This is a genomic window from Mycobacterium sp. NGS54, from assembly GCF_059812465.1.
On sequence record NZ_JCALCS010000003.1, the window covers coordinates 544,214 to 558,318 of the forward strand.

The following is a 14,105-nucleotide window of genomic DNA, read 5'->3' on the forward strand; positions in this document are numbered from 1 at the left end:
TAAGGTAAACGGGGCGAGCGCTCCGGTTGCACGCACACTATACGGAACGCACGCCCCGCTTTGTCAACCGATCCGAGGTGAACTTGTGGCGCAACCCGCACGGCCGCTGCGCGCCGATGCGGCGCGCAACCGTGCGCGCGTGCTGGACGTCGCCTACGACACGTTCGCCGCCGAGGGCCTGACCGTGCCGATCGACGAGATCGCCCGGCGCGCCGGCGTCGGGGCCGGCACGGTCTACCGGCACTTCCCCACGAAGGAGGCGCTGTTTCGGGCGGTGATCGAGGACCGGATGCATCGCCTCGTCGATGACGGGCGCGCCCTGTTGGAGTCCGAGGGCCCGGGGGAAGCGCTCTTCGCCTTCCTGCGCTCCATGGTGCTGCAGTGGGGCGCGGCCGACCGCGGACTGGTCGACGCCCTGGCCGGGTACGGAATCGACATCGCCTGCGCCGCCCCCGAGGCCGAGGACGCGTTCAAGGCCATGCTCGGCGAGCTGCTGCACGCCGCGCAGGAAGCGGGCGCCGCGCGCCGGGACGTCGAGATGCGGGATCTGAAGGCGATCCTGGTCGGATGCCAGGCGATGGAGGCCTACGACCCGGCGCTGGCCGGACGGGTGACCGACGTCGTCGTCGACGGTTTACGCGCGCAGCGATAACGCCCGGGCCGTTCTTGCACTCGGCATAGGCGAGTGCTAAGAATGACTTTGGCACTCGCCACCGGTGAGTGCTAGGTCGGGACGGTGAGACCAGTTTGGTCGTCCGTCGCGGGCACTGCGCCCGGCCAGAACGTAGTCATCCCCAATCCGGAGGAATCACTTCGCAATGGCCAAGACAATTGCGTACGACGAAGAGGCCCGTCGCGGCCTCGAGCGGGGCCTCAATGCCCTCGCCGACGCGGTAAAGGTGACGTTGGGCCCCAAGGGCCGCAACGTCGTCCTGGAGAAGAAGTGGGGTGCCCCCACGATCACCAACGATGGTGTGTCCATCGCCAAGGAGATCGAGCTGGAGGACCCGTACGAGAAGATCGGCGCCGAGCTGGTCAAGGAAGTTGCCAAGAAGACCGACGACGTCGCCGGTGACGGCACGACGACGGCCACGGTGCTGGCCCAGGCGCTGGTGAAGGAGGGCCTGCGTAACGTCGCGGCGGGCGCCAACCCGCTCGGCCTCAAGCGCGGCATCGAGAAGGCCGTCGAGAAGATCACCGAGACCTTGCTGAAGTCGGCCAAGGACGTCGAGACCAAGGAGCAGATCGCGGCCACCGCGGCCATCTCCGCGGGCGACCAGTCGATCGGCGACCTGATCGCCGAGGCGATGGACAAGGTCGGCAACGAGGGCGTCATCACCGTCGAGGAGTCCAACACCTTCGGCCTGCAGCTCGAGCTCACCGAGGGCATGCGGTTCGACAAGGGCTACATCTCGGGCTACTTCGTCACCGACGCCGAGCGTCAGGAAGCGGTCCTGGAGGACCCCTACATCCTGCTGGTCAGCTCCAAGGTGTCGACCGTCAAGGACCTGCTCCCGCTGCTGGAGAAGGTCATCCAGGGCGGGAAGCCGCTGCTGATCATCGCCGAGGACGTCGAGGGCGAGGCCCTGAGCACCCTGGTGGTCAACAAGATCCGCGGCACCTTCAAGTCGGTGGCCGTCAAGGCCCCCGGCTTCGGTGACCGCCGCAAGGCGATGCTGCAGGACATGGCCATCCTCACCGGTGGTCAGGTCATCAGCGAGGAGGTCGGTCTGTCGCTCGAGACCGCCGACATCTCGCTGCTGGGCAAGGCCCGCAAGGTGGTCATCACCAAGGACGAGACCACCATCGTCGAGGGCGCCGGTGACCCGGACGCCATCGCCGGCCGGGTGGCCCAGATCCGCACCGAGATCGAGAACAGCGACTCCGACTACGACCGCGAGAAGCTGCAGGAGCGCCTGGCCAAGCTGGCCGGCGGTGTTGCGGTGATCAAGGCCGGCGCCGCCACCGAGGTGGAGCTCAAGGAGCGCAAGCACCGCATCGAGGACGCGGTCCGCAACGCCAAGGCGGCCGTCGAGGAGGGCATCGTCGCCGGTGGCGGCGTGGCCCTGCTGCAGTCGGCGCCGGCCCTGGACGAGCTCAAGCTCACCGGCGACGAGGCCACTGGTGCCAACATCGTCAAGGTGGCGCTGGAGGCTCCGTTGAAGCAGATCGCCTTCAACTCCGGGCTGGAGCCCGGCGTTGTCGCCGAGAAGGTCCGCAACTCGAAGGCCGGTACGGGGCTGAACGCCGCCACCGGCGAGTACGAGGACCTGCTCAAGGCCGGCGTTGCCGACCCGGTGAAGGTGACCCGTTCGGCGCTGCAGAACGCGGCGTCCATCGCGGGGCTGTTCCTGACCACCGAGGCCGTCGTGGCCGACAAGCCGGAGAAGGCGGCCGCTCCCGCGGGCGACCCGACCGGCGGCATGGGCGGCATGGACTTCTAGTCCGCAGTCAACGAAAAAGCCCGGTTCCCTTTGGGGGCCGGGCTTTTTCGTGTCCGCGAGTGTGGCGGCATGGACCCGTTTTTGGGCAGCGAAGCGCTCGAAAGTGGCGCTGTCACACGCAATCAACTGCGCTCTCGATACCTGGCGGTCTTCCGCGATGTTTACATCGCGAAAGGCGCTGAACTAACGGCGGCCGTCAAAGCACGCGCGGCCTGGATGTCGACGGGTGCGCCGTTGGCCGGCCTTTCCGCCGCGGCGGTGTACGGCACGAAGTGGCTCGATCCCGGCGCGCCGGCGGAGATCGTGCGCGGCGATCGGCACGGTCAGCCTGGGATGGTCGTCCACAGCTACCGTCTCGGCGACGACGAGATGCGAAGGGTCTGGGGAATGCGAGCGACGACGCCGGCCCGCACGGCCTTCGACATCGGTCGCACCCGGCCCGTCGCCACGGCCGTGCCGATCCTCGACGCGTTGCTCAATGCGACGGGTATCAAGCCCGAGGACGTCGTCGCGGTGGCCGACCGGCACCCGAGGACGCGCGGCATCCGGCGGCTGCGGGGCGTGTTGGAGCTGGTCGACGGCGGGGCCGAATCCCCGCAGGAGACGAGACTCCGGCTGTTGCTGGTAGGTGCCGGGCTTCCCAAGCCGGAGACACAGATCGAGTTTCCGGATCTGCACATTCGCGTCGACTTGGGATGGCGGGAGTGGAAGGTCGCCGTGGAATACGACGGCATCCAGCATTGGGAGGACCGATACCAGCGGTCGTGGGACATTGAGCGGATCGCCCTGCTGGAGGCGGCCGGCTGGAGTGTGGTCAGAGTCAGTGCCGAGATGCTGTCGCGGCCGGACGCGTTGATCCGGCGCGTGAGGGCCAAGCTCGTCGAGCGTGGGGCCTATGGACGAGTTCAAGGGGCGGTTTGTGTACCTAGGGCCCACACTCGGCGCCTGAAGGTCAGGCCGGCAGCGAGAACACGACGCAGTCGTGCAGGCAGCCTTTGGCCACGCTGGGGGAGTCGGCCTCGCGGTGCAGCAGCGCGCGCTCGGGCACTACGCCCAGGCGGACCGTGTCGTCGGCCGACTCGGTCACCTGCGCGCTGCCGTCGACGATCAGCGAGTAGCCCCCGGGCTCGCGCGGGGGCCACAGCAGGGTGACGTCGCGGCGGTGGGTCAGGTTGGTGCGCGTGCGGCCACCGATGAGGCCGACGTCGAGGACGGCGCGGTCGCGCAGCCGCGGCTCGACCGTCACGGTGTGCACGCGATAGTCCTCGCCGACGGTGATCAGATACGCGAACGGGAAGTCGCTGAGCGCCGCGGCCAGCCGCTCGACGTCGACCTTTTTCTTCGTGCGCATGGCTTCGAGGATAGGCCGCTAGTCGGTTAGCAGCGGCTCCCTGGTCCCGGGGGCGGGAGCGTCGGGGCCGCGCTCGGCCTTGTTGAAGAAGCCGGAGCTGGGGATGTTCGACTCGCGGCCGGGCAGGCTGCGGACGCCGGGTTCGCCGTTGCCGGCGGCGAAGAAGCCCGACGGGGCGCCCGTCGTGGTGCGCAGGGCCGGCGGGGTGGCGGTGGGACCACTCGCCGCGCTGACCGCGGAATTCGCGTGGCCCGCTTCGAGGCCGCTGGCAAGGGCGGAGGCGTCGGCCGGCGCGGAGAAGCCGGCGTTGCTGAGCAGGCTCGATCCTGCCGCGGCCGGACCCAGGCTGCCGGTCGACGCGCTGACCGAGTTGAGCAGCCCCGAGCTGAGGTTGGCCGCGCTGACGCCGCCCGTCATGTAATGGCTGGAATTGGCCGCCTCCGCGCTGCTCAGCCCTTCGCCCTGGAAGAAACCGGTATTGGCGTTCCCGCTGTTCAAAATGCCGGCATTGACCGAACCCGAATTCAGGAAACCGGTATTCGAGACGCCCGAGTTCCCGATGCCCAAGTTTCCGCTACCGGAGTTGAAAAAGCCGACGTTGCCGGTGCCGGAGTTGAACAACCCGATATTGCCGCTGCCCGAGTTGAAGCCGCCGAAGCCGATCTGATTGCTCCCGGTCAGCCCGATCCCGAAGTCGTTGCTGCCGCTGTTGCCGAAGCCGAAGTTGTTATTTCCGAGGTTGCCGAGGCCGAAGTTGTTATTACCTGAATTTCCGGAGCCGACATTCAGGCTGCCACTGTTTCCGAAACCGAGGTTCGAATTGCCCATCGTTATGGGACCGAAACTCATTCGGCCGTTGGCGAAGCTGAAACCGAGCTTCTGCAGGACCTGCTGCCAGGGCGCCAATTGTGCGACCGCCTCGGTCGCGTCGGCGTGGTAGCCGAACATCGCGGCCACGTCGGCGGCCCACATCGCCTCGTAGGCCGCCTCGGTGTCCATGATCGCCGGGATGTTGAACCCGAACCAGTTCGTGGACGCCAGGGCCTTCACCAAGGAGCGGTTTGCCGCGACCACCGCGGGCTGCACGGTGGCCGCCACCGCCGTCTCGAACGCGGCCGCGATGGCCGCGGCCTGGCTCGATGCCGCCTCGGCCTGCGCCGCCGCCGCGCTGAGCCAGCTCACATACTGCGTCGCCACGGTCATCATCGCGGCCGCCGACGCACCCTGCCACGAACCGTTGGCCAGATCGTTTGTCACCGAGAAGAATGACGAAGCCGAAGACGCCAGATCCTCGGCCAACCCGTCCCACGCGGCGGCCGCAGCGAGCAGCGGCGCCGCCCCGGGACCGGCGAAGATAAGTGCCGAGTTGATTTCTGGCGGCAACCACGCAAAATGCGGGCTTGTCACTGACCCAACTTAACCGGGATGGGGGGCCCTTCGTGGCGTTATCGACCAGGTACCGGAATGGGCTTTCGGCCCCGGACCAACTTCCCTGGCCGCGCGGCGGTCGGAACGCCATTTTCGGCAATTATTTCACCGGAAACGACCGTTGTCACATATCCTTCGGCGGTCTGGTCCAGTCTTCGGCCCCCGGCGGGTAGGTCGTACCGGATGACGGGCTTGTGCAGCCGCAGGGCGGCGTGGTCGATGACGTTGAGGTCGGCCTTGTAGCCGACGGCGATGCGGCCGCGATCACCCAACCCGGCGACGCGGGCCGGCACGGAGGTCAGCTCGCGCACGGCCTCCGGCACGGTGAACCGCCCGGACTTACGGTCGCGCGCCCAGTGGGCCAGGAAGTACGTCGTGTAGCTGGCGTCGCAGATCATCCCGTAATGCGCGCCGCCGTCGCCGAGCCCCAGCACCACGTCGTCGCGGTGCAGCAGCTCCCCGACGGTGTCCAGCGTGTTGCCCTGCAGGTTGCTGGTCGCGACCAACAGCATGGCGCGGCCCTCGTCGTCGAGCAGCCGGTCGTAGGCCTCCTCCATCGGGTCGACCCCGCGGGCCCGGGCGCGCGCCCCGACGCTTGTCGACGGGTCGGGCTCGTAGTCGGGGTCGTCGCCCAGCGGGAAGATCCAGTCCCACATCTGGGCCACGTACAGAATCGGGTGACCGACGCCGGGCTTGTCGGCCAGGATGCGGGCCCGGACCTCCGGCTTGCGCATCTCGGCGACCCGCTCGGCCAGCGGCAGGTGCGCGATCTCGCGGTAGCTGGGGTAGAGCACGAACGGGTTGGCGGACAGTTGCAGCCCGATGATCAGCCCGATCGGGCGCGGCAGCAGCTGCGCGGTCACCTGTGGGTCATCACCGCTCACCCGCGAATTGGCCTTCTCGATCATGGTGATGGCGTCCGGCCACGTCGGGTCGCCGGCGTTGGCGACGACCAGAGTGAAGGTGACCGGCAACCCGACGTCCTCGGCCACGTCGAACACCGTCTGCAGCACGGGCTGGTAGCCGCCGGCCGGGATGTCCGGCACGAACTGGAGCAGCCCGCCGCCGCCGTCGACCACACCCCGCGCGATCTCTTCGATCTCCTCGCGGGCGGCGTCGTAACTCGGTATGGGCGAACCGCTTTCGGTCTTGTGGATGGTCAGCCGCGACGACGCGAAGCCCAGCGCGCCGACCTCGATCGCCTCCTTGGCCAGCGCCCGCATCCTGGCGAGGTCTTCGGCGGTGGCCGGCTCGCGGTCCGCGCCGCGCTGACCCATCACGTACACCCGCAGCGGGGAGTGCGGCAGGTAGGCGGCCACGTCGATATCGCGCTTGCCCGCGTCCAGCGCGTCCATGTACTCGGGGAAGGTCTCCCAGTTCCACGGCAGGCCGTCGGTCATGACGACGCCGGGAATGTCCTCGACGCCGGCCATCACGTCGACGAGCACGTCGTGGTCCGCCCGGCGGCACGGCGCGAAGCCGACCCCGCAGTTGCCCATCACCACCGTGGTCACCCCGTGCGCCGACGACGGCGTCAGCCGCTCCGACCAGATGGACTGGCCGTCGTAGTGGGTGTGCAGGTCGACGAAACCCGGCGTGACCAGCAGACCGGCGGCGTCGATCTCCCGCGTCGCGCCGTCCCCGTTCACTGACCCGACCGCCGCGATCACCCCGTCGCGCACCGCCACGTCGCCGACGTACGGCTCCCCGCCCAGCCCGTCGACGATGGTGCCATTGCGGATGATCAGGTCGTAAGTCATTCAAACAATCTACGACCGCGTCGGTGCGTCGTGCCAGGATCTCTTCCGTGATCGATCACTTCGGAATCAATTGCGCCGATTATCCGAAATCGCAGGATTTTTACGACCACGTGCTGGCGGTCCTCGGGTTCTCGCGGCAGATGGACGTCGGCCCGGCCATCGGGTACGGCCGGGACGGCAAGCCGTCGTTCTGGATCGCGGACGGGGCGGGCATGGGCCCCAACCGCGAGGTCCACCTGGCCTTCGAGGCCGCCGACGACGACGCGGTGCGCGCCTTCCACCGGGCGGCCGTGGAACGGGGCGCCGAGTCGTTGCACGAGCCGCGGCTGTGGCCCGAATATCACCCCGGCTATTTCGGCGCCTTCGTGCGCGACCCCGACGGCAACAACGTCGAGGCGGTCTGGCACGGCGCGTAGGGTCGGGCGCATGGGAGCTGAAAGTGACGCCGCCACACAAGAGTTGCTTCGCGACGCGTTCACCCGGTTGATCGAGCACGTCGACGAGCTCGCCGACGGGCTGACCGACGAGGTGTCCGACTACCGCCCGACGCCGAACGCCAACAGCATCGCCTGGCTGATCTGGCACAGCGCACGGGTGCAGGACATCCAGCTCGCCCACGTGGCCGGCGTCGAGCAGGTGTGGACCCGCGACGGCTGGGTGGACCGGTTCGGGCTGGACCTACCGCGCAACGACACCGGCTACGGGCACGGCCCCGACGAGGTGGCGAAGGTCAAGGCGCCGGCCGAGCTGCTGAGAGGCTACTACCACGCCGTGCACAAGCTGACCCTGGAATACATCGCCAGCGTGACCGCCGACGAGCTGTCCCGCGTCGTCGACACCAACTGGGACCCGCCGGTCACGGCGAGCGCGCGGCTGGTGAGCATCATCGACGACTGCGCCCAGCACCTCGGGCAGGCCGCCTACGTGCGGGGGATTCAGTAGGTTCTAGGCGTGCGATTCGCCGCGACCCTGGTGCTGTGGCTGGCCGCCACGCTCGCCCTGGCCGTAGCGATCCCGGCGTCCTGGGCGCAGCGCAACCTCGTCAGCGAGGACGGCTACGCCGCCCTGGCGCAGCGCGCGGCCGGCGATCCCGCCTTGCAGTCGGCCATGGCGGCCGAGCTCACCACCCGGGCCATGGCGCTGATCGCGGCGCACGGCGGGGGGCATTTCCCCGTGGACGGCGCGGAGGTGCACGGTGTGGCCGCCGCCTTCACGGCCGGGCCGGGATTCCCGCCGCTGTTCGCCGACGCGAACCGGGCGGCGCATCGCTACCTGTTCACGGCCGACGGGTCCGCCCAATGGGCGATCGACGTGGCGCCGATGCTCAAGGACGCCGCCATGCAACAGGTGCTGGCCCGACACCACGTGACGGTGCCGGCCAACCTGACCGTTCCGCTCACGGAGTCGATGCCCTCCTCGGCGCGGGCGGGGCAGCTGAGCCCGCTGGCCAGGTGGGGGCCGTGGATCAGCGCCGGGGCGGCGGCCCTGAGCGGCCTGTGTGCGCTGTTGACGCTGGCCGCCGCGCGCCGCCGCGGCAAGGCCCTGACCAGCCTGGGTGTTTCGGCGCTGCTCGTCGGCGGGGCGGGCTGGGCGGGCATCGAGGCCGGCGGCCGCTACGTCGACGACGCGCTCAATCGCACCACCGGGAACATCCGCCAGATCGCCGAGGTGATGGTGGCCCACGCGGAGGCCGGCCTGCGCGACTGGCTCGACCTGACGCTGGTCGCCGGCGCCGGGCTGGTCGCCGCGGGTGTGCTCGTCGCGATCCTGGGCGGCCTCACCAGAAAGGCCTAGCTGAGCGGCAGCTCGGCCAGGATCGGGGTGGTCGGCTGCGGCGAACCTTTGCCGGGCTCGACGGTGAACGCGAGTTCGGTGGAGGCGCCGATGTTGGTGAGGGTGTCTTTCGTCGACGGCGACACCGCCGCCGCGTCCATCGTTCCGGCCGAGGTCGGGCCGTTGGCCGAGATCAGCCACATCTGATAGACGGTGCCGGGGGACGGGGGCGGCACGTTGTTCATCACCAGCACCGCCGCGTTGCGGTCGCGGGAGAACATCACCGTCGCGGTCCCGTTGGCCAGCGGACGCGAGACCGTCTGGACGTCCGGGGCCGACAGAACCTGTTCGGCAACCGTGTGCTTCGCCGGGGGACGCATCAGCACCCCGGCGCCGAACGCCGCGGCGCCCACCACGACGGCCGCCGCCGCGGAAGCCAATATGGTTCTGCGCCAAGGCATCTGGCGGACATTGTCCGGTGCGACGGCCGACAGGGTGGTCGCGCGCAGGCGCGGCGGCGGTTCGTTCGCGGTCGCCGCCGACACCACCGCCATCGTCTCGCGGACGGCACGGACCTCGTCGTTGAAGGCCTGGGCCACCGGCGGCGGCGCCGCGGCGACCCGGCGCTCGATCTCGGCCCGCTCCGCCTCCGACACCGCGTGCAGGGCATACGGCGGGGCCAGCTCGAGCAGCTCGAATTCGGTCGGTTCGGTCATGGCACGTCCAGGCAATTACGCAGGCCGCGCAGCGCGTCGCGGATGCGCGATTTGATCGTCGACAAGTTGGCGGCCAGCCGCTGAGACACTTCGCTGTACGTCAGCCCCTGGTAGTAGGCCAGCTCGATGCACTGCCGCTGCGCGTCGCTCAACCCCTCCAGGCATTGGGTCACCCGGCGGCGCTCGTCACCGGCGATCGCCGAGTCCGCGACGACGTCGGCGGCGGGCTCCGCGCTGGCCGCGCCGTAGCGGGATTCGCGGTTGCTGCCGGCCTGCTCGGCGCGCACCCGGTCCACGGCCCGCCGGTGCGCGATGGTCAGCAGCCAGGCCAGGGGTGACCCCTTCGCGGGGTCGTACTGCGCGGCGGTGCGCCACACCTCGAGGTAGACCTCCTGGGTGGTTTCCTCGCCGTAGCCGGGATCACGCACCACCCGCGTCACCAGTCCATACACCCGAGCTTTGGTGAGGTCGTAGACCGTCGCGAAGGCGGCGCCGTCCCCGCGCGCGACCTGGCGCAGCAGGGCGTCCAGCTCGTTGCTCATCGATCGGTAGCCTAACGCCCGCCATCGATCCGCCTATCCCGGTGGCCGGGGAAAGAAATACGCCGTCCGTTCCCGGTATTCGTCGAATCCGGGGCGCCCGGCCATCAGCTTCTCGGTCAGCCGCGCGCCGCTCACATGCACCAGGAAGTACGTCATGAGCAGCGGCGAGCCGACCGTGACCAGAGGCAACCAGCCGTTGACGGTGATCAGCCACAGCCCCCACCACACCGCCGCGTCACCGAAGTAGTTGGGGTGACGCGTCCAGGCCCACAGGCCGCGGTCCATCACCGCGCCGCGGTTCGCCGGGTCGGACTTGAAGGTCCGCAGCTGCTGATCGCCGACGGCTTCGAACGCGAATCCCACCAGCCACACCGCCACCCCCGCCGCCATGACCGCTCTGAACGGTCCCACCGTGGGAGCCGTCACCGACGACAGCTGCAGCGGCACCGAGACGAACCAGGTGATCAGGGCTTGCAGCACAAAGACCTTGCGGACGATCTGGGCGAGGGTGGCGCCGCGGAGCAGGGCGGCGTAGCGGGGGTCCTCGCCCTTGCCTGCGGTCTTGCGCTGGATGTGCCAGCTCAACCGCAGCCCCCAGATCGCCACCAACGCCAGCAGCAGCCACCGCCGGGTCGCGTCGCCGTGGCCGAGCGCGGCGGCAACGGCCGCGATGGCGACGAAGCCCACGCCCCACGCCACGTCGACGACGTTGTAGCGCCCGATCCGCCGGCCGACGGCGAAGGCAACCGTGTGCACGGCGGCCAGCGCCAGCAGCGAGGCGGCGCTGACCTGCAGGAGATTGACGAGGTTCGATGCGCTCATCGGCCGCCCTCCCGGGTGAACGTCCACTGATACACATCAAGGTAGCCCGAGCGGAACCCGGCCTCCGAGTACGCCAGGTACAGCTCCCACATGCGGGCGAACACCTCGTCGAAACCCAGGCACGCCAGCGCATCTCGCCGCATCACGAACCGTTCTCGCCAGAGCCGCAGCGTCTCGGCGTAGTGCGCGCGCAGCGAGGTCGCCTCGACGGTGCGTAATCCGGTGTGCCGCCCGGTGATAGCGGAGATCGCCTCCGGGGACGGCAGCAGCCCGCCGGGAAAGATGTACTTCTGGATCCAGGTGTGCGTGTTGCGGGTGGCCAGCATCCGGTCGTGCGGCATCGTGATCACCTGGATCGCGACGCGCCCGCCGGGCCGCACCAGACGCTCGACCGCGGTGAAATACGTTGGCCACGAACGGTATCCGATAGCCTCGATCATCTCGACCGAGACGACCGCGTCGTAGCTGCCGGTGACGTCGCGGTAGTCGCACAGCTCGATCTCCACCAGGTCCGACAGGCCCGCCGCGGCGACCCGCAGCCGCGCCAGCCGCTGCTGCTCGACCGACAGGGTGACCGAGCGGACGCGCGCGCCGCGGGCGGCCGCCCGGATGCACAACTCGCCCCAGCCGGTGCCGATCTCGAGGACGCGGCTGCCGCGTCGCACCCCGGCCGCGTCGAGCAGCCGGTCGATCTTGCGGCGTTGCGCGGCGGCCAGGTCCTCCGGCGCGGCCGGCAGCCGGTCGAACAGCGCGGCCGAGTATGTCATTGTCTCGTCGAGGAATTCGGCGAACAACTCGTTCGACAGGTCGTAGTGCTCGGCGACGTTGCGCCGGGCCCGCTCCCGGCTGGGGGCGCGCCAACGGGGCCGGAACGCGGGAGCGAGCGGCCGCAGCCACTGCAGGGTGGCCGGCACCAGGTCGGCCACCGAAGCGGCCAACACCGCCAGGGCGCCGGTGAGGTCGTTCGACGACCATTCGCCGGCCATGTAGGACTCGCCGAAGCCGACCAGGCCGTACCGCCCGATGCGGCGCGCCAGCGCCGCGGGCCGGTGGATGAACAGGGTCGGCGCCGTCGGGTCGGCCGCGCCGACGACCGTGGAGTCGGGGTAGACCAGGCGCAGCGGCAGGCGGGCCGCGGCGCGCCGCAGCAGCCGGCCGGCGACGACGCCCGACGCCGCGGCAAGCGGGCCCGACGGCACGCGCACGACCGCGGGCCAGCGGACCGGATCAATTGCCGCCGTAGGTGTTTCGACGGTCGCGACGCTCATCGCGATACCACCGGAACTCGACGCAACCACAACTTGATCCCCTCTATCCGGATCCGTGCGGACACCGTCAGCGGTGCCAGCGGCGCGATGAACTGCATGACGGCGACCTGTCTCGTGGTGGCCGGCCGGCGCAGCCCGCGCAGGCTGGCGGTGAAGACCGGGCACGCCGGGCGGCGGTCTCGGTGCAGGTCCACGGTGACGTCCACCTCGTCGCCCGGTCTCGGCGCCCGCACCAAGTAGTAGCCGTCGACTTGATTGAACGGCGAAACGTAAAAGTTCTTCGCCGTCGCGACGGGCAGATCGGCCGGCGGCAACAGGTAGGCGTGCCGCTCGCCGTAGGTGTTGTGCACCTCGGCGATCACATGGCACAACCGGCCGTCCCGGTCGTGGCACCAGAAGATGCTCAGCGGGTTGAAGACGTAGCCGAAGACGCGCGCCTGCAGCAGCGCGGTGACGCGGCCTTCGGGCACCGGCAGCCCGTGGTCGGCGAAGAAGGCGCCGAGCCTTTCGCGCAGCGAGCCGCTCGAATCGCCCGAAAAGTGGTCTTCGGCATGGAATCTTGCAAACGGTCGCAGCCACCAGGGCAGGCGGGGAAGGTCGTCGATGTCGACATACCAGCTGTAACTTCGGTATTCGAACGAGTGGTGCACCGGCGCCCGCCGCGAATGGGTGATGATGGTGCGGTAGATCGCCGGCGTCAACATGGGGCCACCGCCCCGCGCCGGGCTGCGGCGGGCCAATCGGCGCCGAGCCGGCGGGCCGCGCGCAGCCCGGACGCGGCGCCGTCCTCGTGGAATCCCCAGCCGTGGTAGGCGCCCGCGAACACCACCCGATCGTCGTCGAGGCTGGCCAATTTTGCTTGGGCCGCAACGGAGTCCGGCGTGTAGAGCGGGTGGCTATAGGTCATCTCGGCGATCACCGAGGCGGGGTCGACGCGGTCTCCGCCACCCAGGGTGACCAGATAGCGGCGCTTGGCGTCCAGCCGCATCAGCCGGCTGATGTCATAGCTGACCACCACGTGGTCCGTTCCGGGTGTCACCAGGTAGTTCCACGAGGCGCGGGCGCGGCGGTGGCGGGGCAACACCGACTCGTCGGTGTGCAGCTGCGCCCGGTTGGTCGAGTAACCGATGGCGCCCAGGACGGCGCGCTCCCGCGGGGTCGCGCCGTCGAGCAGCAGCAGCGCCTGATCGGGGTGCACCGCGACGACGGCGGCGTCGAAGATCCGCGGCGCCTCCCCGCCCGCGCGCACCAGCACCCCGTGGATCAGCCGGCGCAGCGAGTGCACCGGCGTCCCGGTAGACACCCGATGCAGGCGGGAAGCGATGGCCCGCACGTAATTCGCCGAGCCGCCGGTGACGGTCCGCCACGTCGGGGAACCGAAGACCGACAGCATGCCGTGGTGGGCGAGGAAGACGAACAGGTATCGGGCCGGATAGTGCAGGGCATCGCCCGCGGCGCAGGACCACACCGCCGCCACCAACGGGGTGATGAAGTAGTCGACGAAGTGCGGGGAGAAGCGGTGCCGGTTCAGGAAGGCCGCGAGGGTCTCCAGGTCGTCCTGGGCTGGGTCTTGCAGCAGGCCGGTCGCGGCGCGGTGGAAGCGGAGGATCTCGGCGAGCATCAGCAGATGGCGGGGCCGCAGCGACTGCCGGCAGGCGAACAGGCCCCGAACACCAAGGGCGCCGGCGTATTCGAGCCCGATGTCGTCGGCGCGCACCGACATCGACATGTCAGACTCCTGGGTCGCGACGCCGAGCTCGGTGAACAATCGGCACAGCGTGGGGTAGGTCCGGTCGTTGTGCACCAGGAACGCCGAGTCGACGGCGACGACCCGGCCGTCGCCGTCGTCCACATAGTGGGTGTGCGCGTGGCCGCCGAGTCGCGCGTCGGCCTCGTACAGGGTGACCCGGTCGCGCCCGGACAGGACGTAGGCGGCGGTGAGGCCGGCGACGCCGCTGCCGATCACCGCGACCGAGCGGCTTTCTGGCTGATCCACACCCG

14 protein-coding genes and 1 pseudogene are annotated in these 14,105 nt (G+C 69.7%); 6 read left to right on the forward strand and 9 right to left on the reverse strand.

The annotated features are described in order from the left end of the window. Window positions 1–85 precede the first annotated feature (85 nt). From AC5Y5E_RS11505 to AC5Y5E_RS11515, 3 genes and pseudogenes are all read left to right on the forward strand, one after another. Window positions 86–652: a TetR/AcrR family transcriptional regulator gene (locus AC5Y5E_RS11505; RefSeq protein ID WP_499903103.1), complete on the forward strand. Its 567-nt coding sequence runs from the start codon at window positions 86–88 to the stop codon at window positions 650–652. 166 nt (window positions 653–818) lie between these two features. Continuing rightward, entirely contained in the window at window positions 819–2,444 is a 1,626-nt protein-coding gene (gene groL / locus AC5Y5E_RS11510) for a chaperonin GroEL (protein WP_499903104.1), read from the forward strand. Window positions 2,445–2,513: 69 nt separating this feature from the next. Then, window positions 2,514–3,386 (forward strand): annotated as a pseudogene (locus tag AC5Y5E_RS11515) (type IV toxin-antitoxin system AbiEi family antitoxin); the annotation flags it as partial. Between the two features lie 10 nt (window positions 3,387–3,396). Here the strand turns inward: AC5Y5E_RS11515 and AC5Y5E_RS11520 are convergent. From AC5Y5E_RS11520 to AC5Y5E_RS11530, 3 genes are read right to left on the reverse strand one after another with little or no spacing between them, the layout of a single operon-like run. After that, window positions 3,397–3,795, reverse strand: a complete 399-nt coding sequence (locus AC5Y5E_RS11520; RefSeq protein ID WP_499903105.1) for a pyridoxamine 5'-phosphate oxidase family protein — start codon at window positions 3,793–3,795, stop codon at window positions 3,397–3,399. Window positions 3,796–3,813: 18 nt separating this feature from the next. Next, complete coding sequence (locus AC5Y5E_RS11525) at window positions 3,814–5,202, reverse strand: PPE family protein (protein ID WP_499903106.1); 1,389 nt, start codon at window positions 5,200–5,202, stop codon at window positions 3,814–3,816. A 38-nt stretch (window positions 5,203–5,240) separates the two neighbouring features. After that, window positions 5,241–6,983: an N-acyl-D-amino-acid deacylase family protein gene (locus AC5Y5E_RS11530; RefSeq protein WP_499903107.1), complete on the reverse strand. Its 1,743-nt coding sequence runs from the start codon at window positions 6,981–6,983 to the stop codon at window positions 5,241–5,243. A 47-nt stretch (window positions 6,984–7,030) separates the two neighbouring features. On the opposite strand from AC5Y5E_RS11530, the gene AC5Y5E_RS11535 reads away from it, so the two are divergent. The 3 genes from AC5Y5E_RS11535 to AC5Y5E_RS11545 are packed head-to-tail and all read left to right on the forward strand — an operon-like array spanning window position 7,031 to window position 8,777. Beyond that, window positions 7,031–7,399, forward strand: a complete 369-nt coding sequence (locus AC5Y5E_RS11535) for a VOC family protein (protein ID WP_499903108.1) — start codon at window positions 7,031–7,033, stop codon at window positions 7,397–7,399. A 10-nt stretch (window positions 7,400–7,409) separates the two neighbouring features. Then, entirely contained in the window at window positions 7,410–7,925 is a 516-nt protein-coding gene (locus AC5Y5E_RS11540; RefSeq protein ID WP_499903109.1) for a mycothiol transferase, read from the forward strand. Between the two features lie 9 nt (window positions 7,926–7,934). Further along, entirely contained in the window at window positions 7,935–8,777 is an 843-nt protein-coding gene (locus AC5Y5E_RS11545; RefSeq protein WP_499903110.1) for a hypothetical protein, read from the forward strand. Here the strand turns inward: AC5Y5E_RS11545 and AC5Y5E_RS11550 are convergent. The 6 genes from AC5Y5E_RS11550 to AC5Y5E_RS11575 are packed head-to-tail and all read right to left on the reverse strand — an operon-like array spanning window position 8,774 to window position 14,100. After that, window positions 8,774–9,472 carry an anti-sigma factor gene (locus AC5Y5E_RS11550; protein WP_499903111.1) on the reverse strand — a complete coding sequence of 233 codons (699 nt, stop codon included), beginning with the start codon at window positions 9,470–9,472 and terminating at the stop codon, window positions 8,774–8,776. The genes AC5Y5E_RS11545 and AC5Y5E_RS11550 overlap by 4 nt on opposite strands. After that, window positions 9,469–10,014 (reverse strand): sigma-70 family RNA polymerase sigma factor, encoded by a 546-nt coding sequence (locus AC5Y5E_RS11555; RefSeq protein ID WP_499903112.1) that lies wholly within the window; start codon window positions 10,012–10,014, stop codon window positions 9,469–9,471. Before AC5Y5E_RS11555 ends, AC5Y5E_RS11550 begins: the two co-directional genes overlap by 4 nt. 33 nt (window positions 10,015–10,047) lie before the next feature. Next, complete coding sequence (locus tag AC5Y5E_RS11560) at window positions 10,048–10,836, reverse strand: DUF1295 domain-containing protein (RefSeq protein ID WP_499903113.1); 789 nt, start codon at window positions 10,834–10,836, stop codon at window positions 10,048–10,050. Then, entirely contained in the window at window positions 10,833–12,104 is a 1,272-nt protein-coding gene (locus AC5Y5E_RS11565; RefSeq protein ID WP_499903114.1) for a class I SAM-dependent methyltransferase, read from the reverse strand. Before AC5Y5E_RS11565 ends, AC5Y5E_RS11560 begins: the two co-directional genes overlap by 4 nt. Further along, window positions 12,101–12,808 carry a DUF1365 domain-containing protein gene (locus tag AC5Y5E_RS11570; RefSeq protein WP_499903115.1) on the reverse strand — a complete coding sequence of 236 codons (708 nt, stop codon included), beginning with the start codon at window positions 12,806–12,808 and terminating at the stop codon, window positions 12,101–12,103. Before AC5Y5E_RS11570 ends, AC5Y5E_RS11565 begins: the two co-directional genes overlap by 4 nt. After that, complete coding sequence (locus tag AC5Y5E_RS11575; RefSeq protein ID WP_499903116.1) at window positions 12,802–14,100, reverse strand: NAD(P)/FAD-dependent oxidoreductase; 1,299 nt, start codon at window positions 14,098–14,100, stop codon at window positions 12,802–12,804. The genes AC5Y5E_RS11570 and AC5Y5E_RS11575 overlap by 7 nt, the downstream gene beginning before the upstream one ends. Window positions 14,101–14,105: the final 5 nt, after the last annotated feature.

What these genes read in the sequence shown, in the direction of transcription:
- groL (WP_499903104.1), top strand. Translation starts at nt 819, where the DNA reads ATGGCCAAGACAATTGCGTACGACGAAGAGGCCCGTCGCGGCCTCGAG.
- AC5Y5E_RS11520 (WP_499903105.1), bottom strand. Translation starts at nt 3,795, where the DNA reads ATGCGCACGAAGAAAAAGGTCGACGTCGAGCGGCTGGCCGCGGCGCTC.
- AC5Y5E_RS11530 (WP_499903107.1), bottom strand. Translation starts at nt 6,983, where the DNA reads ATGACTTACGACCTGATCATCCGCAATGGCACCATCGTCGACGGGCTG.
- AC5Y5E_RS11540 (WP_499903109.1), top strand. Translation starts at nt 7,410, where the DNA reads ATGGGAGCTGAAAGTGACGCCGCCACACAAGAGTTGCTTCGCGACGCG.
- AC5Y5E_RS11550 (WP_499903111.1), bottom strand. Translation starts at nt 9,472, where the DNA reads ATGACCGAACCGACCGAATTCGAGCTGCTCGAGCTGGCCCCGCCGTAT.
- AC5Y5E_RS11555 (WP_499903112.1), bottom strand. Translation starts at nt 10,014, where the DNA reads ATGAGCAACGAGCTGGACGCCCTGCTGCGCCAGGTCGCGCGCGGGGAC.
- AC5Y5E_RS11560 (WP_499903113.1), bottom strand. Translation starts at nt 10,836, where the DNA reads ATGAGCGCATCGAACCTCGTCAATCTCCTGCAGGTCAGCGCCGCCTCG.
- AC5Y5E_RS11565 (WP_499903114.1), bottom strand. Translation starts at nt 12,104, where the DNA reads ATGAGCGTCGCGACCGTCGAAACACCTACGGCGGCAATTGATCCGGTC.
- AC5Y5E_RS11570 (WP_499903115.1), bottom strand. Translation starts at nt 12,808, where the DNA reads ATGTTGACGCCGGCGATCTACCGCACCATCATCACCCATTCGCGGCGG.